Source organism: Haloarchaeobius marinus, from assembly GCF_051207415.1.
GTDB lineage: Archaea > Halobacteriota > Halobacteria > Halobacteriales > Natrialbaceae > Haloarchaeobius.
Map to the genome: position 1 here is coordinate 324239 of NZ_JBPKGD010000002.1, position 19513 is coordinate 343751.

Consider the following 19513-nt stretch of genomic DNA (forward strand, 5'->3'; position numbering starts at 1 on the left):
CCGGGCTGACGATGTAGCGGAGGGCCCTGGGCAGGTCGACGAGCACCCGCTGGGGTACCGCGTCGTGAACTGCTCGCGGACCCGGTCCGTACCACTGCACACAGAGTCACGAGGACTGGCACCCGTCCCCCGGTCGAACCGGCAAAACCCGACCGTACCGGGCTACAGAAAGCGCTTACCGCCGTCCGTTGCCGGGATGGCAGTACGCGACGGCCCGTCCGTGAACAGCGAGTAACCGACCGTAACGTCACGTCGTTCGGGCAGCGACGGCTCGAACTGTCGTCCAGCCCATCGACGGCGGAAGAAGTGACGGGGGTACCGCAGTCTGGAGGCCTACGCCTGGGACTGTGAGCGGATGATGTCGGCCGCATCCGCGAACTTCTCGCTGAGCATGAGGAGGACGTCGTCCAGCGCGACGATGCCCTCCAGGTGTCCGGCGTCGTCGACGATGGGGAGTCGGCGGATGTTCGCCTCGCTCATGCGGTCCAGCGCGTCGAAGATCGACTCGTCGGACGAGGCGGTCACGACCTCGTGGTCGACCAGGTCGGCGGCGGTCTTGTCGCCGATGTCCGGCATCGACTCGATGGCGAGTGCAATCTTGCGGTCGGTGAGGACGCCACGCGGTCTGTCGTTCTCGACGAGCACCACGCTACCGACGTTCTCCTTGGCCATCGACGCGACGACGGTCCGTATCGGCGTGTCGGGGTCGGCCGTGACGACGTCCGTCTGCACCACGTCCTCGACGCTCACCTGGCGCAGTCGTGGCTGGGGTCGCTGGCCGACCATCTGCTGGGGCTGGGTGGACGGCATCTGCATCTGCATGGACCCACTGGCCAGGCTCTGCTGGCCCGGCGGTTGCTGGTACTGTGTCGGCAGCTGCCCCTGCGCTCCTTGCTGGTACTGGCCCTGGGCTCCCTGCTGATACTGCTGGCCCGTCGGGATCTGGCCCTGGGGCTGGCCGTATCCACCCTGTTGTGGCTGTTCGTACTGCTGGCCCGTCGGGATCTGGCCTTGGGGCTGACCGTACCCACTCTGTTGTGGCTGTTCGTACTGCTGGCCCGTCGGGACCTGGCCCTGGGGCTGTTGCCCGTACTGGCTCTCGCCCTGCTGGTAGTACTGGCCCTGCTGTCCTTGCTGGTACTGCTGGCCCTGCTGGCCGAATCGTCCTGTCTGTGGCTGCTGCTGCCATCGTGGTGCGTTCGGGTCGTTCTCTTGGTATCTCATGGGAGTCACGTCGGCCTCGCGGCTAGCCAGTCGACCGACAGTTGGCCGATACGACACCGACCCAGTTAAAACCGATGGTACCCTGGAAATCGGGAGCGAGGGGGGTCTCGCTGGGCTGTATCCGTGTCCGCCCGCGCCTGCGCTCACGACCGTCCTCGTCAACGGCTGGGGCGCGCCTCTCGAAGGCGGTCCACCGCGGAGAAGAAGGCGTCACCGTGCTGGTAGCACGGTCGAAATTACCAGCGGTCCGGGACGACCTGCCCGCAGTCGTTACTGGTAGCCCTGCTGGGGCTGGGGCGGAACGACGACGATGTGGCCGTCGCTGTAGATGGTGACCTGACACCCCCAGAGGACGAAGTGGACGTGCCCGTTGACGAACGCGGAGTCGTCGGACTTCGACTGGAAGAGGCGGTCCAGCGCTTCCGGGTCGATGACGTCGGCGAGGGTGTGCTCCGTGTCGCTCACGTCGATGCCCGTCACGTCCGAGATGGCGTGGATCAACGTGGTCGTCAGCGACGCAGACCCGTCGAAGTCGTGCTTCACCGTGTACGAGGGGGCCTCCTGTCTCTGGTACTGGGGCGGAGACTGGGGAACCGATTGGGTGGTGTTCTGGTGCATTGGTTGATGGACGTTCGTTAGAACCTCGATAACTAAAAGTTTACTGCTGGTATAGACCTTCTAACTCGACCGACCGACCGCCAGGACGACTAGTTCCGCCCGACTCTAGGACGGCCTTACCTGCCGGGAACGCCTCGTTCGACGGCTGATACCCGCTCTGACCGCGCCATCCGGCCCGGCGGTCGTCTCGTGCGAGCCACTCCTCACAGGTCGATGTCAGGTCGTCCCGGTACGTTCGGCCTTCCGGACCGACGAACGGGGTCCGAGCGTCGATGCGACCGGCGAGTCCTCGGCGCCCCCGGCTCGGCGTGGCACCCGTTCAGCCTGTCGGTCTACGGGTGACTCGCGCCACCGGTAAGCCGACTGTCTGTAACCTTAGCCGAGAACGACGCCCGGAGGAGCCGCTACCGGCGCGCCGCGACGACGTGCGCCGTCGCGACACCGTTCGTTCTCGACGACAGGTCAGAGCCAGAGCCGTGTCGTGTCGGAGACGGCTCGTCTTCAGCCCGGGACGGTCGTGGGCACGCGACGAAGTGGCGACGTGGGCGTACTCGGACGCTGGCCCGTCGAACCGCTACGACGAGCCTCGCGAGACGGGGGCGAGTGATTCACCGGCGGTCCGACTCCCAGCCAGACCCTGCTCCGGGGTCTGTTCCGTGCCCTAGTCCTCGTCCTCGCCCTCCGTCTCGGGCTTGAGCAACACGAGCACCTCCCAGGTGCCGTACTGCGGGTTGAAGAAGCTATCCAGGACGTAGTCCTTCGGCCCGAGTGTGACCTGTTCCTGCTGGCTCCCGATCTGCACCCACTGGAGCGTCGGTTCGGAGACGCTCCCCTCGGTCGCCGGGCGCGTGGTCTGGGCCGGCTGGCGCTGTTCCGGTTGCTCCCAGCCCTGCTGGGCCTGTCCACTCCACTGCTGTCCCTGTTCCGGTGGTCGGCCGGGTTGATTGTTGGGTTGCATCGACAGGTACGAGGTTCGGCGGCGGCGTACAAAATTATACGTCCCGAAACGACCGGAGCGAGAGCGAGACGTCGTCGAGGAGTGCCGACTCGACGGTCAGTGACGGTCTGGTCGTCGCCGTCCGGCCGTTCCGTCGCGGTCGGGCCTGGACGCCCGGCGGCGGGCGACGCGGGACGGCAGTCGGCGTCGATAAGCGGGCATTTCGGGGGACGTGGCGGGAGCGGACGGACGACGAGCGCCGGACCGGCCGCCCTGGCCGTGTAACGCGGTTCTACCCGGGAAACGGCACCTTTTACCCGGAAACGTTCACCATAACAAAGACTCCCCCACGTGTTGGCACCACTGGCCTATTCGGGTCATAATGAGACAGAACGCTCGGAGACGTCAGTACACCCCACGAGGGGTGCACGTGCTGGTCGGGACGCGACCGCCGTTCACGGCGGCGCCCGGACCAGTACCGTCCGGACGCCCGCACGACCAGTCCTGCACGACGGCTCCGAGCAGTCACAGTCGACCGGTGCACGGTCGAAGCGAACCGCGGTCAGACGACACAACCGAGGAGAACCAAGATGGCAGACCCAGTATTCACGGACGACGACAGAGGAAAGCGCGTAGTGAACGCCGACGGCGACAAGATCGGGATGATCTCGAACGTCCAGGGTGACGTGGCACACGTCGACCCGGACCCCGGAATCACCGACCAGATTCGGTCGAAACTCGGCTGGGACACCGCCGGCCAGGAGGAGTTCCGACTGGACCAGTCCAAGGTGAACACGATAACGGAGGACGAGGTTCGACTCAAACGGAACTTCTAGAACGCGAGCACGGTCCAGTACCGCCGTCGGAGGGCGGGTCGGCGTCCGCCCCGTTCGGTGGGCGCCGACCTACCCAGTGACGGTGTGACCCCCCAACCACTCGGGTGCATCGACGTCGAACGACCTCTCGTACCAACTATGAGTCAGAACGAACCAGACATCACACAGACGGTCGAAGAAGGACAGAAGATACTGGAAACGGAACAGCGCGCCATGGCCGAAACGATGCAGTATCCCTACCAGCAGGCGGTCGAACTCCAGCGCAACGCGGCCCGGTTCATGCTGACCGGACTGGACATCGCCGAGTCGACCCAGCGGATGGGCGTCGACGCCACGCGGGCGGTATTCCAGAACTTCCTCGACGTGGTCGACCAGACGACGCGGTCCGCCGCGGAGCTGGCAGGTCAGGCCGGTGCGGCGATGGAGCAACCACAGTCGACCCAGCAGCAGCAGACGGCTGGTGGCCAGTTCCAGGCTCCGACGGGCCAGCAGTACCAGCCACAGGGTCAGCAGGCTCCGATGGCGCAGGGCCAGCCGTATCAGGCACCACAGGGCCAGCAGGCTCCGATGGCGCAGGGCCAGCAGTACCAGCCACAGGGTCAGCAGGCTCCGATGGCGCAGGGCCGGCAGTACCAGCCACAGGGTCAGCAGGCCCCGATGGCGCACGGCCAGCAGTACCAGCCACAGGGCCAGCAGGCTCCGATGGCGCAGGGCCAGCAGTATCAGGCACCACAGGGCCAGCAGTACCGGGAACCGGCACAGGAGCGACCGACCGAATCGCAGTACAGTCGGCGCCAGAGAGAAGAACCGCAGTACGAGCAGACGCAGTAGGCGGCGGTCCATAACCCACGCTGACGCCCGGCCCGACTGCTGTCGGACGCTCTATCCACCCTTTTCGCACCGGACTCGTCGCACGCCACGACCACTGGACCGGGTCGGCGTCTACCCCAGCCGGTCGCCCCGTCGACGGCCGTACCACCAACTACTACCACCCTAAGTACGTGTTACCGGTTACTCCGGTCTTCGTTCGGGAGGAAGTCGCCAGACTAGGTGCGGATTTCGGACGCCCTAACGTTCGTCCGGTCGGGGGCTCGCCACACGTTCCGTGACAACACGTGACTACTGGCGTTACAAGGATACAACTGTAACGTACGGGGCCGCGGGGTCGCCCAGTCGGCACCGGTAGCGACGTCTCGGTTCGACCGATTCTATGCTCTTTCTACCGTTGATATGCGACGTCTAACGGGGTATAATTTACGCGAACCGTCTGCTAGCTTTATACTCGCCTGCCGACTTCGGACGGCTGATGTCTGCAAACCAAGCTCCGCACGCAGAACTCACCGACGACTCGCGGCTGCACCTCCCGGACGGCCTCGAGACGGAACGCTCGAAGCTGGTCTACCTGACGCTCGCCGTCGAGGGCGAAGGAACCCCTCGCGGTATCGCCCGCGCTCTCCGTCTGCGGGCCATGGAGGTCTACCCGGTTCTGGGTTCCCTCGTGGCGAACGGGCTGGTCAAGAAGCGCGGAAACGCCTACGAGATTGCAGGTGGTGCCTGATGCCGACCTGCAACAACTGCGGGCAGTACGTCTCACACGACTTCGTCAGGGTGTTCGGGATGTCCGGCGAGGTCGAGAGCTGCATCGACTGTGCGCGGAACGTGGACCTCCACGAGGGCGAGGCAGCAGCACGGTAGCGACCGGGCTGGGTCGGGGCTGGGGACTCCTCGCTCGCATCGCTCGACGAACGTGAACGCCTTCGGCTCCCGGGTGTATGGACTGCCGAACCACTGTCGGCAGGACTCACCCGTGGAGTTACTTCAGGTAAGAAGTATATAGCAATAGGTCGCACTGGCGAGTCACGAGTCCATGCAGACCGTACTCCTTGCCGCAGGGGACGGCACGAGACTCGACACGCTGGCCGACAGGACGCCGAAACCGTTGCTCCCGGTCGCGGGCGAAGCCCTCGTCGTTCGGGCGGCCCGGAGCGCAGTCGAGGCGGGCGCCACGGAGCTGTACGTCGTCGTCCCGCCCGACCATCGCAGATTCGCCGACCGACTCGGTCGCTCGGTCGACGGCGCTCCGGTCACGTACGTCGTCCAGCCGCGTCCGATGGGGACTGCCGAGGCGCTTCGGAAGGCGGGCAGACACGTGGACGGCGACTTCGCCGTCGTCTGTGCCGACTCAATCTACGACACCGCGTCGCTCGCGCGGATCTTCGAGCGCGTCCCGAGCGTCGGCGTCGTCCCGGACGAGGCCGGCCGCCAGGACAGGGCCGGCAGACCTGCCGCCGTCGGGGACGGCGGTGCGCTGAACGTCGACGCCATCGAGGCAGCACCGCCGGAGGAGCGCGTCCACACTGGCGCGTGCTCGTTCCCGGCCGAGGCCGGCGACTGGCTGGACGTCCCCGTGAGCGACCGCGGCGAACGCGAACTCGCGGACGTCCTGACCCAGGTGGGGCGGACGCAGGACGTGGCGACGGTCGAACACGAGACCTACGTCGACGTCGACCGACCCTGGGACCTCCTCCGGGCGACCGAACTGGTGCTGGCGGAACAGGCCGGTCACGAGGACGGCCCGCTCGTCGAAGGCGACGTGGCCGACGGTGCCCGACTCCGCGGCCCGGTCCGCGTCGCCCCCGGAGCCACCGTCCGGGCTGGCGTGGTCGTCGAGGGCCCGGTCGTCGTCGACGGGGGCGCCACGGTCGGACCGAACGCCTACCTCGAACCGGCGACCTACGTCGGCCCCGACGTCCACGTCGGTCACGGCGTCTCGGTCGAGAACAGCGTCCTGCTGGCCGGCACCAGCATCGGTCACAACGTCACCCTCGCCTACAGCGTGGTCGGCGAGGACGTGACCGTCGGGGCCGGAACAACGGTCGCCCATCGCCGTCACGACGGCGGTCACGTCGCCGCCCGCGCCGACGGCGAGTACGTCTCGACGGGTCGCCGTCGCTTCGGCGTCGTCGCAGGGTCGAGGGCCAGCATCGCCGTCGACACCACCATCGGTGCCGGCGTGACGTTGGAACCCGGGACGAGGACCGAACCGGGCGAACGCGTCGTGGGGGACGACCGGGGACCCGCCGCGTCGGGGCCGTGACCGACCACGGACCCGGCGGAATGCGCTGTATAACAAACCGTGGTCGCCGCCCTTCGAGTCTACGATGCAGGGCACGAGTACACCGTTCGAGTGGATGCGAGACCAGTTCGACCGGCTGGGTGGGACCGTCCGGTCGTCGTCGATACCGACGGACGTCCCGCGCTCGACGGCGGGTCGCACCGAACGGCAGGTCGAGATACCGGGGTGAGTGCCGTGTACGAACACCTGCTCGTGGCGACCGACGGGAGCGAACCGGCGTCGAGAGCCGTCGAGGACGCCCTCGACGTCGCCGAGCGACACGACGCCACCGTCCACGTCCTGCACGTCGTCGACACGGGCCGATACGACGAGTCGGCGCTGTCGAGCGCCGAACTCGTCGTCGACGACCTGGAGGACGAGGGCTGGGCCCTCGTCGACGAGGTTGCGGCCTCGGCGTCCGACCGGGGACTCGACGCGGTCACGACGGTCTGTCACGGGCGACCGGCGGACGAGATACTCGCGTACGCCGACGGGCACGACGTCGACCTGGTCGTCCTCGGGTACACCGGTGAATCGCACAAGCGGACCGCCACCATCGGCCACGTCTCGGAACGCGTCGTCCAGCAGGCTCACAGGCCCGTTCTCGTCGTCTGAGTGTGAGTAGCCTCGGGCTGACAACCTACCCGCGCCCTTACTCCGGCTAACCGGGGAGTAACTATACCCAGACCGGACGACACGTTTCCCGTCAGGACCAGTCAGCGGTACGGAGACTGGCGGAAGACGGCACACATGCAGCTCACAGTGAAACCACTGCGGGAAGAGAACGTCCGCCGGGGGTTGGCAGCAGTGGACCTCGCGGCCATGTCCCAGCTCGGGCTCTTGAGCGGTGAGCACGTCGAGGTGAAGGGACCGGACGGCTCCGTCCGACCGCGAGTCTGGCCCGCGTACGCGGACGACGAGGGGTCACGCGTCATCAGACTCGATGACGACCACCGGAGACAGCTTGGCGCCGAGGTGAACGACTTGGTAGAGATCGAACCGACAGACATCGACGACGCCGAAGCGCTTCTCGTCGGCGTTCCAGACCGATACGACCTGACCGAGGAACTCGGCCGCACCATCCGGGACCACCTCGTCGGGTGCGTCGTCGGGGCCGGGGACACGGTCGCGACGCCGACCGACGGAGACGCGGGTGACGACAGGATTCCGGTCCGAATCGCCGGCACGAAGCCGAACGGCCCGGTATCGGTTACGGACTCGACGACGATGAAAATGCGAACGTACCAGGACGAGGACGAGATGGAATCGGACGACGAACGCTCGGACCGGACGACGTACGGGGACGTCGGTGGACTCGACGACGAACTGGCCCGGGTCAGGGAACTCGTCGAACTCCCCCTGCGCGACCCGTCGCCGTTCGACGAACTCGGCGTCGACCCGCCCACGGGGGTCCTGTTGCACGGCCCGCCGGGGACCGGGAAGACGCTGCTCGCACGCGCCGTCGCGGCCGAGACGGGCGTGACGTTCGTCTCGCTGTCCGGCCCCGAGGTCATGTCCCGGTACTACGGCGAGAGCGAGGAACGCCTCCGCGAGGTGTTCGAACACGCCGAGGAGAACCAGCCGGCGGTCATCTTCATCGACGAACTCGACGCCATCGCACCGGAACGCTCGGACGCGAGCGGCGACGTGGAACGACGCGTCGTCGCCCAGTTGCTCACCCTGATGGACGGCATCGAGTCGTCGGGCGACGTGGTCGTCCTCGCGGCGACGAACCGGCCCGAGGCCATCGACCCGGCGCTCAGGCGTGGCGGCCGCTTCGACCGGGAGGTCGAGATTCCGGTCCCCGGTCGGGACGCTCGCCTCGACATCCTCCGCATCCACGGCCGGGAGATGCCACTCGGCCCGGACGTGGACCTGGCGGACTACGCCGACCGGACCCACGGGTTCGTCGGCGCCGACCTCGCCTCGTTCATGCGGGAAGGCGCGATGCACGCGCTCGAACGCGCCGAGGGCTACTCCTCGGACGGCGGGGCGGTCGGAGAAGGCAGGACCACGTCGCTGGAGGTGACCGACGGCGACCTGGCGGCCGCGTTCCAGGCGGCCGAACCGTCGGCCCTCAGGCAACTGTACGTCGAGGTGCCGGACGTCTCCTGGGACGACGTCGGCGGTCTGCAGGAGGTCAAGCGCGACCTGCGCGAGGCCGTCGAGTGGCCCCTGTCGCACCCGTCGGTCCTGGACAGGGCCGGCATCGACACCGCGATGGGCGTCATGCTGTACGGTCCGCCCGGGACGGGGAAGACGATGCTCGCCCGGGCGGCCGCCTCCGAGTCCGACTGCAACCTCATCTCCATCAAGGGACCCGAGTTGCTCTCGAAGTGGGTCGGCGAGTCCGAACAGCGCGTCCGCGAACTGTTCGAACGCGCCCGGGAGAACGCCCCTGCCATCGTCCTCTTCGACGAGATCGACGCCATCGCGTCCGAGCGCGGACACGACCAGGGGTCGGGCGTCGGCGAGCGCATGGTCGGACAACTGTTGACCGAACTCGACGGCGTCGAACCGCTGGAGGACGTGCTGGTGGTCGCCACGACCAACCGGCCGGACATCGTCGACGACGCGCTGATGCGGCCGGGGCGACTCGACCGGCAGATACACGTCCCGGCACCGGACCGGAGCGCCCGTCGCGAGATATTCGCCGTCCACAGCGCGAACTCGCCGGTCGGACCGGCCGTAGACTTCGACGCGCTCGCGAGTCAGACCGAAGGTTACGTCGGTGCCGACGTGGCAGCCATCTGCCGGGAGGCCGCGACGCTCGCCACGCGGGAGTTCCTCGACTCCGGGTCCGACGGCCACGGCGGGTCGGCCGAGGAACTCGTCGTCACCGAGGCGCACTTCGAGGAGGCGCTGGAGACCGTCTCACCGAGCGTCTCGGCGGAGACGTGTCGTCGTCACGCCGAACGCGGACGGCGGTTCGACTCGTCGGAGGGGGAATCGGACCAGGACGACGGCCGCGGCTTCGAGTGACCCTGGTCGTTCCGGTCGCGAGACTGGCGTCGACACCGGGCAGGTCGGTGAGCGACTACTTCCCCGTCAGTCTCGTCGACAGTTCGTCTATCTCTCGAGCCGCGTCCTCGAGCGACCCGGCCAGCGATTCGACGTCGCTCGCCGGTTCGACGCGTCGCGTCTCTGGGTCGTACTGCAGCCACTCCGCACCGTCGAGCCGTGGGAGGTGCGTGTGGTGAAGGTCGATCCGTAACGCGTCCTCGTCGGAGACGAGCGCGGGCTCTTCCTCGGCCAGCGTCTCGGCGAGCGAGTCGAGCGTGACGGGGTCCGCCCGGTCGACGACCGTCCTGATGACCGCACGCCGACGCTGGTCGGCGAGGAGCGCCAGCGCTTCCTCCATCTGTGATTGGTCTGCCATACCTGACGTCGAAGAAAACGTCGTCCTATGGTATGGTTAAGCGGTTGCTTCGATTCGGCGTCCTGCTCCGCCGTCGCGCCCTGCCGATGAGAGCAGACGGCCGGAGCGAGAAATCTGCAGTTACCGTTCGTCCGGACCGACCGGGCGCAACCGGGTCACGTCCCCCGGTAGTATTAGGTTATCTACTGTTCAACGTCGGCGCACGACCGGTCCGGGTCGGGTCGCGGTCGCTCGCACTGGTCGGCGTGCCCGTCGGACGCTCGCTGTGCTGATGGAATCGAATCTCGGAGAAACGGACCGCTGGGGCGTCCGTCCGGGCCGGCGTCAGGTGGCGTCGAGACGGTCGTGCAGGGGGTCGAGGTGGTCGAACCCGACGACGGCGACGACGTCGCCTTCCTCCCGGAGGCCCTCGATCCGCCTGGCCATCGTCGACTCCCTGAGCCGGTCGAGGTCGCCGACCGACTGCGGGAGTTCGACGGCCGAGAGCAGCGTCCGACTGCGCGAGAGTTGCCGTCGTTCGTCTTCGGCCTGGTCGGCGGCCGAACTCTCGTGGGTCACGTCGAACGACGCCGACCTGTCCGGGACGAGTCTGAGGTGGGTCCGGGCGTCGATGACGGACGCGATGCGGTACCTGAGGGCGTGTCTGAGGATCGGCGTCGCTCCCGAGACGACGCCAGCGAGCGTCTCCCGGCCCGGTCGTTCCTCCCCGACGTACGCCGTCAGTTCGCGGATGAACCGTCGGTTCGGGGCGTCGATGCCGACGACGCGAGCGTCGTCGCTCCCCTGTATCGCGGCGGTCATCTCGCCGCCGTACCGGGGTGGGAAGTCGGCTCTGCTCGCGTGGCGTTCGAACAGGGGCATCGCGAGCTGGGGCAGTTCCAGGGCGACGACGTCCGGGTCGATGGCCGCCACCGTCTCTGCGGCGCGGTGGACGCTCGACGGGTGGTCGTGGACCACGCCGACGAGCAGGAGCGAGCCACGTTCTCGTGTCTCGGGAACGCTCCGGAACCACCGCTCGTCGAATCGCGGGTCGTCCTCGGTCGTGGGGAGAGTTTCGGTCATGTCGTCTTCGTTCATGGGTAACGCGCCGGGTTAGGCACCCGTTAAACAGTCGTTACCACCAGTAGACACCGGCTACGTATATCGCTGTCGAACCGTGCTAGCCGTTCACTCGGCGACCGTCGAACGGCCGGTGCGACCGGTCTCGTGCTGGCGGTGTACGAATCGCATACTAAAACCCGTGGTCGGTGACGGACTGGTATGGAGATTCGTGAAGCCCACGACACCGGCGAGCAAGTGCTCGACGAGGTGACGTCCGCAGTCATCGCCGACCGAAGGATGCTCCGGACCACGCTGACGGGGCTGTTCGCCCGCGGGCACGTCCTGCTGGAGGACGTCCCCGGGACCGGCAAGACGCTGACCGCTCGCAGTTTCGCGAACGCGCTCGGACTGTCGTTCAACCGCGTCCAGTTCACGCCGGACCTCCTCCCCTCGGACGTGACCGGCACGTCGGTGTTCAACGAACAGACCCGCGAGTTCCAGTTCAGCGAGGGTCCCATCTTCGCCAACGTGGTGCTGGCCGACGAGATCAACCGGGCGTCGCCGAAGACGCAGGCGGCCCTGCTGGAGGCGATGGACGAGAAGCAGGTCACCGTCGACGGCGAGACCCACGACCTGCCGAACCCGTTCTTCGTCATCGCCACCCAGAATCCAGTCGAACAGGGACAGGGGACGTTCTCGCTCCCGGAGGCCCAGAAGGACCGCTTCCTGGTGAAGCTGAGCCTCGGGTACCCCGACAGGGCGGGCGAACTCGAACTCCTGAACCGGCGGGAGTCCCGCCGCACGCCCCTCCCGGAGGTCGGCTGCGTCGTCTCGCCCGAACAGGTGCCGCAGTTGCAGGACGTGCCCGAGGAGGTGCGCGTCGACCCGGACCTCAAGGAGTACATCGTCGACGTCGTCCACGAGACGCGGGCCGACAGCCGGGTCGAGGTGGGCGTGTCGCCGCGAGGCTGTCAGCGACTGTTCGAGGCGGTCCGCGCGTACGCCGTCCTCGACGGCCGGGACTACGTGATTCCGGACGACGTGAAGGACCTCGGACCGGCGCTGCTCTCGCACCGCATCATGCTGACGCCCGACGCGATGGTCGACAACGTCAAGAAGTCGGACGTCATCGGGGACGTGTTCGAGTCGGTCGGCGTCCCGACGGTGAACCGGGCGGCACAGCGCTGACCGACCGTTTCGACGTCGATTCTCCGAGACGACGCCGGCGAGACCGCCGTCTCAGTCGTGCAAGGCGGCCGTGAGCAAGAGCACGCCAACGATCAGCACGACGAACGTCGTGAGCGAGGCGTCGGGCGTCTCGAGTCCAGCTGCGACGTTGCTGACCCTGACGGCGAGGAACGCGACCACGGCGGTCCCGGCGAAGTGCGTCAGTTCCACGCTCCACGTCTTCGCGTGTCGGCCGAGCTGTCTCCCGACGGAGATGGCGTTCTCGCCGAGGTCCCACGCGACGACGCAGAGCGTCCCGGCGAACAACTGGTCCGCCGGGGTGGTCTCCTGGACGACGGCGCTCGTGAGGACGCCGACGAACACGAGGCCGACGCCGAACCGGAAGAGCCAGCGCGACCCCTGGCCCCGGACGGGGACCAGCGCCAACCCGAGGAGCAGCACGCCGACGAACCCGGGCAGGATGTCGACGAGCGCCGGGGCACGAGCGAGTCTGGCCGCCGGGAGTGCGATACCGGCGACGGCGACGGCGAGTCCACCGAGTGCGACGACCCAGCCGAGCACCCACCAGCCGCGTCTGACGAGTGCGGCGCCACCGCCCACCACGACCAGGCCCCCGACGACGAGGAGGAGTCCCCGTCGAACGACGAGTTCGCTCCCGACGACGGAGATGGCGTAGGCCGCGACGAGGACGGCGAGGACGCTACTGACCACCGACGGTCGCTTCGAGACGACGACCGGGTCCGTCACGAGAGCCACCTCGTCTGAGTCGCCTCGACGGACCGCCCGAGCGGTACGTCGGGGTCCCACTCGACGATGGGGATGTCTCCCGCGCGCAGCGACGTGATCCGGTTCGACCGCTCGATGGACGCGAGTCGTCGGCCCAGCGTGTCCGACTCGACGACGTCCGGACTCACGATGCTCACCGGGTAGCCGTAGGCGTCGAGTCGCCGTGCGGCGGTGACGATCCAGTCGTCACACAGCGGCGAGAGCAGGATTATCTGGGCCGCGTCGGGGAGGCGTTCCCGGAGCGTCACGAACTGGTGGTCCGCGTCTTCGTCGTTCGCAGGTGGGACCGGGTGGAACGCCGGGTGCGTCGCGAGCGTCTGCTGGGTGCGGACGAGGTGGTCGCGCCCGTTGTTCGGCGCCACCCAGCACAGTTCGCGACCGAAGGCGGCGACGCCCGCCTGGTTCCGGTCGCCCAGCAGTTGCACGAGCAGTTGCTCGGCCGCGGAGACGCAGAGGCCGACGGCGTGGACGTCGTCGGCCGTCGAGTGGTACGCGCTCGACCGGGCGTCGACCAGGACGATGACGTTGACCGAGCGCTCGGTACGGAACTCGATGGTCGTCAGTTCGTTCGTGCGGGCGAAGCGCTTCCAGTCGATGCGGCTCTTCTCGTCGCCGTGTTTGTACTCGCGGGTGCGGTCGAACTCGATGCCCCGGCCGACCTGGTCCGAGAGCACGCGACCGACGTAGTCGAGCGTCTGGGGTCGAAGCGGCGACGAGTCGAGGTCGGCGGTGCAGTCGATCTCCGTCTCGCCGACGACGGTCGTCTCCAGTTCGTGCCCCCCGCTCACGTCCCGGACCACGGCAGTCGCGGGCTGGAAGTGGTGCTTCCCACGCTTGGCCTCGATCTCGTACGTGTACGTGAACTCGCCCCCCGGCCGGAGGACTGCGCCTCGTCGCGGGGAGTCGCCGACGACCGAGAGCGCGGGCGGGACCCCGTCGACGAACCGCAGGTCGAGTATCGGTCTGTCGCCGACGTTCTGGACCGTCGTCTCGACCGTGACGCGCTCGCCGTTCTTCGGCGACGGGTCGCTGAGCGACCGGGAGACGACGAGTTCCGGTCGCCACGTCGGGCTCAGCGACGGATAGACGCTGAAGACGACGCCGATGGCGGCGAGAACGAGCAACGACGGTCGCTTCGCCCCGAGCGCGACGACGACGGCGAGGAGTGAGAACGCCAGCACCCCCCGCCACCGGTTGGTCTCGTGGAACTCGCTCACCGGGTCTCACCGCCGTTGGCCGACTCGACGAGCACGGTCGCCGTCCGTCTCGCGCCGAGTTGCGTCCACGGTCGCAGGCGGACCCACGACCGAAACACGGCCCAGAGACGCGCCCCGGTCCCGACGTCGTCGGCGAGGAACAGCGCGGCGTCCCTGTCGTCCGTCCAGTCGCCCGTGGCGACGCGCTGGTCGGCCTCGGCCCGGGTGCAGTTGTCCGACCGCATCACCCAGAAGACGGCGGCGCGACGGAGTCGCTGACGGACGAACCCCCTGTCGGAACTGCCGACGAGCGGGACCAGTGCGAGGCGACTGCTCATCGCCGCGTCGAACTCGTCGCCGGGGACGGGGAGCGAGACGGCGCGCTCCGGGTCCGGCGTCGTCGCCTCGACCTGGCTCCCGGGTCGGCCCGAGAGCATGGCCAGGGCGGCGAGCAGCAGGGCACCGGCGGCGAACGCGACCACGAGCAGGTAGTCGTTCCCGAGGACGTCGACCGCCGCGTCGACGGGGAGGGTCGAGACGAGTCCCACCCTGGCGACCACGACCGTGACGACGGCCAGGCCGAACAACCCGAGGAGGAGTCGACGCGGATTCGGGCGTGACGTCATCGCAGCGACGCACCCCCGTACTGCCTGCGGAACTGGTGCAGGTTCTCCTCCGCCAGCTGGATGCGTTCGTCGGTGATAGGTTCGCCCGCGTACCGGACCTGCTCGTACAGGTCGGTGAGCGACCGTGCGACGGTCGGGTTCACCCCCGCGTCTGCTGCGGCGCGGGCACACTCGCGCGGCGTCTTCGAGACGTCCTGGTCGAGGTTCAGTGCGCTGACCATCTCGTACCAGGCCTCGCTCACCTCGTCGTCCGGCTCGGCCACGTACGTGACCGGCGGGTCGGCCGGTCCGTCCGCCCGCTCACCGAACCGGTCCCGGAACGCCTCGAGGATGCGGTGGCGAAGCAGGTAGAGAACGGCTAGCGTCGCCAGCAGGAGTATCAACGGGAGCAACTGCTGGAGCAGCGCGAGCAGTCTCTCCAGGAGCGACTGCTCCTCCTCGCTCGGCCCCTCGCCCCCGGAACCGGCGGTCTGTTGCTGGGCGGGGCCGGACGCCTGCTCGGCCGACGCACCGCCCTGGTCGTCGCTTTCCCCGTCTCCGCCAGCGTCGTCGTCGTCGCTGTCCATGGAGTCGGCGGATTGCTCGTCGTCGCCCCCGGGGTCGGGGACCTCGCCAGACGGGTCGCCCTCGTCACTCGCGGATGCGCTCCGGGTGTCCTCGGCCGCCGGGTCGCCCGTCACCGCGTCCTTCAGTTCGCCTGTCTCGTCCTGGCTGAGTGGGAGCGACGCGTAGTCGATGTCGATGACGTCGTCGGGTTCGGTCTCGATGGCACTCTCCAGTGCGTTCGCACTCGCGCCGAGCGCGAACAGGAGACAGACCGCCAGTCCGACGCTCAGTGCGCTCTCGTAGTCCATGTGTATCTCTGCTGTTGATGTCGGTCGTCTCGACCGTCGGGCGGTAATCCGCATAAATATAGGGCGCATAGGTCCGGTAGGACACCGTTTCGAACAGCGAGTACGGCGAAACGAGTCGCTATGGCGTCCGGGCGGATTCGTAGTTCCTGTCTGCCCGAATCGGGGTCGGGCGTACGTAGAATATTACTAATGGGGTAAGTGGGGATTGGAAGGATATGTCTCGACGACTGTCAGACGACGACTGGGACCGAATCGAGAAATTCGCGAACACGCCGGCATACGAGCGCCAGCCGGAACAACTCGTCCCCGAAGACGAGACCGACGACGACATCCGTCGCGAGTAGGCCTGCACCTCACTCGACGAGGTTCTGGGTCTCCATCTGGTTCCAGATGTGTTCCCCTGTTTCTGTGATACCGTACACTCGTCCCTTGCGTCGGTTCTCCGGGACGAGCAACTCGACGAGGTCGCGGTCGCCCAGTTCGTTCAGCGCACGGGAGACGTGGGTTATCGCGATGTCCTCGTCGTTCGCGATCTGTGAGGGCGTCGCCGGTCCCTCGTTGAGCCGCCGGAGGACGGTGACGCGGTAGCTGGAACTGATGACGAACCCGATGGCGTTCCACTCGTCGCTCACTGTCCCCACCTCCTAGCGTTCGTATAACAAAGCAGGCCTCCCCCGAGTGGACGTGTGTACCATGGAACGTGTACGCCTGCGCGAGTCGTCCGACGCCGGAACGTGTGAGAACTGCGGTGCCCACCTCTCGTCGAGTTTCGTCCGCGTGTTCGGGGACAACGACGGCACTCTCCACCGGTGCTCGGAGTGCTCGACCGTGAGCGAACTGATGAGCGGACTCGGTAGTAACGCCGGCAGGTAGCGGTCGGTCGCCGGTACTCGATGCCGTCTCCAGGTTCGGTTGTGGGTACCTTCATCCTTCGTTCTCCACTGGAATCTCGTCCAGGTTCTGGTGGTTTCTACTGCTTTGGATGTAGTGTGCGACGGAGAGGCCGGCGAACGCACCGACGATGACGAGGCCGGCGATTGTCGTCGATATCGCCCCGAACACGGGAACGTTCAGCGCCACCAGCGCGTAGAAGCCGGCTGCGGCGATGGCGAGGCCGATGTAGTACCGGTGCCACGGCGTCTCCGTCGTGTCGTCGTTGGGCATGTATCGGTCTATCTCCTTCGCCTGTTCGGAGAGCCGTATCAGTCCGGTGTCCGGGTCGTAGTCGATGAGACCCGTCGACTCGAGCTTGGGGACGTGCGTCTGGTACACCGAGACGTAGACCCGCTTGCTCTGCTTGTCGGTTAGTTGGTCCACGGTCGTGTCGTTCTCCCAGGCCGCGATTCGGTTCGCCAGCTCCATGAGGCCGACGGGCTCGTCCTGTTGCTGAAGGTGCGACAGGATGAACCTGCGACGTGAGTTGCTCAGGATGTCGAACACGACGTCCTGAGACAGTTCCTCACCCTCGGATTCTGACATCGGTTGTAGATTCACCGCTCCATCATCTGTCTTTGGATAGACACTGGTACGACGTTTCCGTCCTTAGTTACGGAGCGGTTAGCGAGTGTATGGTGGCCGTACTCGCCGTGAGTGCCCGCGTTCGGGTTCTGTGTCTGGTATCTCACTGTCTCACTCCACGGTGACGCTCTTGGCGAGGTTACGTGGCTTGTCGATGTCCCGGCCGAGTGCGTCGGCGACGTCGTACGAGACGAGTTGCAACTGGACGTTCGCGAGGACCCCACGGAGCGCCGGCACGGTCTTCGGAATCGGCAACACGTCGTCGACGACGCTCGTCACCGCCTCGTGGTCCGGGTGGGTGATGCCGATGACCGGCGCGCCCCTGGCCTTGACCTCCTGGACGTTAGCGAGCATCTTCTCGACGTTCCGTCCGGTGAACACGGCGAACACCGGCGTGTTCGGTCCGACGAGTGCCAGCGGACCGTGCTTGAGTTCGCCGGCGGCGAACCCCTCGGCGTGCTCGTAGGTTATCTCCTTGAACTTCAGCGCACCCTCCAGGGCGACCGGGTAGCCTTCCGCCCGCCCGATGAAGAAGTACGCGTCCTCGCCACGGTACCGTTGCATGACGTGGCCCACGGAGCCGTCGTGGAGGACCGTCTCGATGTGGCTGGGCAACGAACTCAGGTTCGAGAGCAACGCCGGGGCGTCGTCGCTGTACGACCCGGTACGGTCCTTCACGAGGCGCTCCACGAACAGCGCCAGCGTCACGACCTGCGAGGAGAACGTCTTCGTCGCGGCGACCCCGATCTCGGGGCCGGCCCGGATGAAGAGCGCGTCGTCGAACTCGCGTGCGGCGGTCGACCCCACGACGTTGGTCACCGTGAGCGTCCTCGCCCCGACGGCCTGCGCGTGTCGAAGCGACGCGAGCGTGTCGGCCGTCTCGCCGCTCTGGGTGACGCCGACGACGAGGGTGTCGTCGTCGATGGGCGGCGGGTTGGTCGCGTACTCGCCCGCGCTGTAGACGTGGGTGGGGATTCCACGGTCGAAGAGGAACTGCCGGGCGTACAGCGAGGCGTGGAACGACGTCCCCGCGGCGACGAACTGCACGTTGCGCACGTCCGAGAACGTCCCGGGTTCGAACTCGGCGAGCTGGACGTCCGTGAAGTCACCGCCGATGCGCCCCCGGACGCTCTGTCCGACGGCGTGGGGCTGTTCGTGGATCTCCTTCAGCATGAAGTGGTCGTAACCCTTCTTCGTGGCGGCCTCCGGGTTCCAGTCGACCGTCTCCCTGTCGGGGTCGACCGGGTCGCCGTCGAGGTCCGTCACCTCGAAGCCGTCATCCGAGACGGTCACGACGTCCTCGTCCTCGATGTACACCACGTCCCGCGTCTCCTCGAGGAAGGCCGGGATGTCGCTCGCGAGGAAGTACTCGGACCCGTCGACGCCGAGGACAAGTGGCGACCCCTGTCGCGTGGCGTAGAGACGCTCCTCGTCCCGACAGAGGACGACGACGGCGAAACTCCCCTCCAGTCGGGCGACCGTTCGCCTGAACGCGGTCTCGTGGTCGGCCCCCTCGTCCAGCGCCTGCTCGACGAGGTGGGGGATGACCTCCGTGTCGGTGTCGCTAGTGAACTCGTGTCCCTGCGCCTCCAGTTCGTTTCGCAGGGCTTCGTGGTTCTCGATGATGCCGTTGTGGACGACGGCGATGGAACCCTCGCAGTCGACGTGCGGGTGCGCGTTCTCGTCCGTCGGCGGACCGTGGGTGCTCCATCGCGTGTGTCCGATACCGACCGACCCGCTCGGGCGCGTCTCGGCGACGGCGGCCTCGAGCTCGGATATCTCCCCCGCCTGCTTCACGACGGAGAGGTCGTCGTCCAGGACGGCGATGCCCGCCGAGTCGTAGCCCCTGTACTCGAGGTTCGTCAGTCCGGTGACGAGGCTATCGACGACGTCGCCGTCGCCGAATCGACCGACGATCCCACACATCAGTCCACTCCGTGGTCTCGGCGCTCTGTCTGTGGTTCGTCCGACCAGGCGACGTCGGACCGGTCGATGCGCTCGTGATCGGGAGTAGACGGTATCGTGGTCATGGGTGTACCCTCGCTTCCCGCGCTACCGACGGGAAGTGACGATACCGAAGGGTCCGGGAGTATCTGCTTAGTTATGCGTCAGTTGGACGCCCACAGGTACCTGCTAGATGAGGTAGCAGTTCTGTACCGTCGCTGGTCGGGGTCGTACGGGGGCGACGAACGCTA

Annotated in this window: 22 protein-coding genes; 10 read left to right on the forward strand and 12 right to left on the reverse strand. The window is 67.3% G+C overall.

Annotated features, from left to right (window positions below; translation table 11 throughout):
* Positions 1-333: 333 nt before the first annotated feature.
* The 3 genes from ACSC1W_RS07780 to ACSC1W_RS07790 form a co-directional block, all read right to left on the reverse strand.
* Entirely contained in the window at positions 334-1224 is an 891-nt protein-coding gene (locus tag ACSC1W_RS07780) for a CBS domain-containing protein (protein ID WP_435346364.1), read from the reverse strand.
* A gap of 270 nt (positions 1225-1494) precedes the next feature.
* The gene (locus ACSC1W_RS07785) at positions 1495-1842 is read right to left on the reverse strand and encodes a HalOD1 output domain-containing protein (RefSeq protein WP_435346365.1); all 348 of its coding nucleotides are present in this window, start codon (positions 1840-1842) and stop codon (positions 1495-1497) included.
* Between the two features lie 661 nt (positions 1843-2503).
* A complete protein-coding gene (locus ACSC1W_RS07790; protein ID WP_435346366.1) occupies positions 2504-2800 on the reverse strand; it encodes a hypothetical protein in 297 nt (98 codons plus the stop codon).
* A 569-nt stretch (positions 2801-3369) separates the two neighbouring features.
* On the opposite strand from ACSC1W_RS07790, the gene ACSC1W_RS07795 reads away from it, so the two are divergent.
* The 7 genes from ACSC1W_RS07795 to ACSC1W_RS07825 all read left to right on the forward strand — a co-directional run bounded on the left by ACSC1W_RS07795 (position 3370) and on the right by ACSC1W_RS07825 (position 9712).
* The gene (locus tag ACSC1W_RS07795; protein WP_435346367.1) at positions 3370-3615 is read left to right on the forward strand and encodes a DUF8593 domain-containing protein; all 246 of its coding nucleotides are present in this window, start codon (positions 3370-3372) and stop codon (positions 3613-3615) included.
* A 138-nt stretch (positions 3616-3753) separates the two neighbouring features.
* Positions 3754-4446 (forward strand): hypothetical protein, encoded by a 693-nt coding sequence (locus ACSC1W_RS07800; protein WP_435346368.1) that lies wholly within the window; start codon positions 3754-3756, stop codon positions 4444-4446.
* Between the two features lie 475 nt (positions 4447-4921).
* Entirely contained in the window at positions 4922-5173 is a 252-nt protein-coding gene (locus tag ACSC1W_RS07805; RefSeq protein ID WP_435346369.1) for a helix-turn-helix domain-containing protein, read from the forward strand.
* Positions 5173-5310 carry a DUF7563 family protein gene (locus ACSC1W_RS07810; RefSeq protein WP_435346370.1) on the forward strand — a complete coding sequence of 46 codons (138 nt, stop codon included), beginning with the start codon at positions 5173-5175 and terminating at the stop codon, positions 5308-5310. The genes ACSC1W_RS07805 and ACSC1W_RS07810 overlap by 1 nt, the downstream gene beginning before the upstream one ends.
* A gap of 172 nt (positions 5311-5482) precedes the next feature.
* Positions 5483-6712, forward strand: coding sequence for a bifunctional sugar-1-phosphate nucleotidylyltransferase/acetyltransferase (glmU, locus tag ACSC1W_RS07815; protein WP_435346371.1), 1230 nt, complete (start codon positions 5483-5485; stop codon positions 6710-6712).
* Between the two features lie 204 nt (positions 6713-6916).
* Positions 6917-7345 carry a universal stress protein gene (locus ACSC1W_RS07820; RefSeq protein WP_435346372.1) on the forward strand — a complete coding sequence of 143 codons (429 nt, stop codon included), beginning with the start codon at positions 6917-6919 and terminating at the stop codon, positions 7343-7345.
* Between the two features lie 135 nt (positions 7346-7480).
* Entirely contained in the window at positions 7481-9712 is a 2232-nt protein-coding gene (locus tag ACSC1W_RS07825) for a CDC48 family AAA ATPase (protein ID WP_435346374.1), read from the forward strand.
* 55 nt (positions 9713-9767) lie between these two features.
* On the opposite strand, the gene ACSC1W_RS07830 is transcribed toward ACSC1W_RS07825, so the two are convergent.
* Positions 9768-10109 (reverse strand): DUF7344 domain-containing protein, encoded by a 342-nt coding sequence (locus tag ACSC1W_RS07830; RefSeq protein ID WP_435346376.1) that lies wholly within the window; start codon positions 10107-10109, stop codon positions 9768-9770.
* A 324-nt stretch (positions 10110-10433) separates the two neighbouring features.
* Entirely contained in the window at positions 10434-11186 is a 753-nt protein-coding gene (locus ACSC1W_RS07835) for a TraB/GumN family protein (protein ID WP_435346378.1), read from the reverse strand.
* A 183-nt stretch (positions 11187-11369) separates the two neighbouring features.
* On the opposite strand from ACSC1W_RS07835, the gene ACSC1W_RS07840 reads away from it, so the two are divergent.
* A complete protein-coding gene (locus ACSC1W_RS07840) occupies positions 11370-12338 on the forward strand; it encodes an AAA family ATPase (RefSeq protein WP_435346379.1) in 969 nt (322 codons plus the stop codon).
* Between the two features lie 51 nt (positions 12339-12389).
* On the opposite strand, the gene ACSC1W_RS07845 is transcribed toward ACSC1W_RS07840, so the two are convergent.
* The 4 genes from ACSC1W_RS07845 to ACSC1W_RS07860 are packed head-to-tail and all read right to left on the reverse strand — an operon-like array spanning position 12390 to position 15800.
* A complete protein-coding gene (locus ACSC1W_RS07845; protein WP_435346381.1) occupies positions 12390-13085 on the reverse strand; it encodes a DUF7519 family protein in 696 nt (231 codons plus the stop codon).
* Positions 13082-14341, reverse strand: a complete 1260-nt coding sequence (locus tag ACSC1W_RS07850) for a DUF58 domain-containing protein (protein ID WP_435346383.1) — start codon at positions 14339-14341, stop codon at positions 13082-13084. Before ACSC1W_RS07850 ends, ACSC1W_RS07845 begins: the two co-directional genes overlap by 4 nt.
* Entirely contained in the window at positions 14338-14946 is a 609-nt protein-coding gene (locus ACSC1W_RS07855) for a DUF7269 family protein (protein WP_435346385.1), read from the reverse strand. Before ACSC1W_RS07855 ends, ACSC1W_RS07850 begins: the two co-directional genes overlap by 4 nt.
* The gene (locus tag ACSC1W_RS07860; RefSeq protein WP_435346386.1) at positions 14943-15800 is read right to left on the reverse strand and encodes a DUF4129 domain-containing protein; all 858 of its coding nucleotides are present in this window, start codon (positions 15798-15800) and stop codon (positions 14943-14945) included. Before ACSC1W_RS07860 ends, ACSC1W_RS07855 begins: the two co-directional genes overlap by 4 nt.
* Positions 15801-16015: 215 nt before the next feature.
* Between ACSC1W_RS07860 and ACSC1W_RS07865 the strand changes: the two genes are divergently transcribed.
* Positions 16016-16144 (forward strand): hypothetical protein, encoded by a 129-nt coding sequence (locus ACSC1W_RS07865; protein WP_435346388.1) that lies wholly within the window; start codon positions 16016-16018, stop codon positions 16142-16144.
* Positions 16145-16153: 9 nt separating this feature from the next.
* Here the strand turns inward: ACSC1W_RS07865 and ACSC1W_RS07870 are convergent, their stop codons facing one another.
* Entirely contained in the window at positions 16154-16432 is a 279-nt protein-coding gene (locus tag ACSC1W_RS07870) for an ArsR family transcriptional regulator (RefSeq protein ID WP_435346389.1), read from the reverse strand.
* Between the two features lie 61 nt (positions 16433-16493).
* Here ACSC1W_RS07870 and ACSC1W_RS07875 point away from each other — a divergent pair, with 61 nt between their 5' ends.
* Positions 16494-16673 carry a DUF7563 family protein gene (locus ACSC1W_RS07875; RefSeq protein ID WP_435346390.1) on the forward strand — a complete coding sequence of 60 codons (180 nt, stop codon included), beginning with the start codon at positions 16494-16496 and terminating at the stop codon, positions 16671-16673.
* Positions 16674-16724: 51 nt separating this feature from the next.
* Here ACSC1W_RS07875 and ACSC1W_RS07880 read toward each other — a convergent pair whose 3' ends face one another.
* Positions 16725-17279 carry a DUF7344 domain-containing protein gene (locus ACSC1W_RS07880; RefSeq protein WP_435346392.1) on the reverse strand — a complete coding sequence of 185 codons (555 nt, stop codon included), beginning with the start codon at positions 17277-17279 and terminating at the stop codon, positions 16725-16727.
* A gap of 150 nt (positions 17280-17429) precedes the next feature.
* Positions 17430-19244 carry a glutamine--fructose-6-phosphate transaminase (isomerizing) gene (gene glmS / locus ACSC1W_RS07885; protein WP_435346393.1) on the reverse strand — a complete coding sequence of 605 codons (1815 nt, stop codon included), beginning with the start codon at positions 19242-19244 and terminating at the stop codon, positions 17430-17432.
* Between the last annotated feature and the right edge of the window lie 269 nt (positions 19245-19513).

Excerpts from the sequence above, each read along its gene's own strand:
- ACSC1W_RS07780 (WP_435346364.1), bottom strand. The coding sequence starts at position 1,224 with ATGAGATACCAAGAGAACGACCCGAACGCACCACGATGGCAGCAGCAG.
- ACSC1W_RS07785 (WP_435346365.1), bottom strand. The coding sequence starts at position 1,842 with ATGCACCAGAACACCACCCAATCGGTTCCCCAGTCTCCGCCCCAGTAC.
- ACSC1W_RS07790 (WP_435346366.1), bottom strand. The coding sequence starts at position 2,800 with ATGCAACCCAACAATCAACCCGGCCGACCACCGGAACAGGGACAGCAG.
- ACSC1W_RS07795 (WP_435346367.1), top strand. The coding sequence starts at position 3,370 with ATGGCAGACCCAGTATTCACGGACGACGACAGAGGAAAGCGCGTAGTG.
- ACSC1W_RS07800 (WP_435346368.1), top strand. The coding sequence starts at position 3,754 with ATGAGTCAGAACGAACCAGACATCACACAGACGGTCGAAGAAGGACAG.
- ACSC1W_RS07805 (WP_435346369.1), top strand. The coding sequence starts at position 4,922 with ATGTCTGCAAACCAAGCTCCGCACGCAGAACTCACCGACGACTCGCGG.
- ACSC1W_RS07810 (WP_435346370.1), top strand. The coding sequence starts at position 5,173 with ATGCCGACCTGCAACAACTGCGGGCAGTACGTCTCACACGACTTCGTC.
- glmU (WP_435346371.1), top strand. The coding sequence starts at position 5,483 with ATGCAGACCGTACTCCTTGCCGCAGGGGACGGCACGAGACTCGACACG.
- ACSC1W_RS07825 (WP_435346374.1), top strand. The coding sequence starts at position 7,481 with ATGCAGCTCACAGTGAAACCACTGCGGGAAGAGAACGTCCGCCGGGGG.
- ACSC1W_RS07830 (WP_435346376.1), bottom strand. The coding sequence starts at position 10,109 with ATGGCAGACCAATCACAGATGGAGGAAGCGCTGGCGCTCCTCGCCGAC.
- ACSC1W_RS07835 (WP_435346378.1), bottom strand. The coding sequence starts at position 11,186 with ATGAACGAAGACGACATGACCGAAACTCTCCCCACGACCGAGGACGAC.
- ACSC1W_RS07840 (WP_435346379.1), top strand. The coding sequence starts at position 11,370 with ATGGAGATTCGTGAAGCCCACGACACCGGCGAGCAAGTGCTCGACGAG.
- ACSC1W_RS07855 (WP_435346385.1), bottom strand. The coding sequence starts at position 14,946 with ATGACGTCACGCCCGAATCCGCGTCGACTCCTCCTCGGGTTGTTCGGC.
- ACSC1W_RS07860 (WP_435346386.1), bottom strand. The coding sequence starts at position 15,800 with ATGGACTACGAGAGCGCACTGAGCGTCGGACTGGCGGTCTGTCTCCTG.
- ACSC1W_RS07865 (WP_435346388.1), top strand. The coding sequence starts at position 16,016 with ATGTCTCGACGACTGTCAGACGACGACTGGGACCGAATCGAGAAATTC.
- ACSC1W_RS07875 (WP_435346390.1), top strand. The coding sequence starts at position 16,494 with ATGGAACGTGTACGCCTGCGCGAGTCGTCCGACGCCGGAACGTGTGAG.
- ACSC1W_RS07880 (WP_435346392.1), bottom strand. The coding sequence starts at position 17,279 with ATGTCAGAATCCGAGGGTGAGGAACTGTCTCAGGACGTCGTGTTCGAC.
- glmS (WP_435346393.1), bottom strand. The coding sequence starts at position 19,244 with ATGTGTGGGATCGTCGGTCGATTCGGCGACGGCGACGTCGTCGATAGC.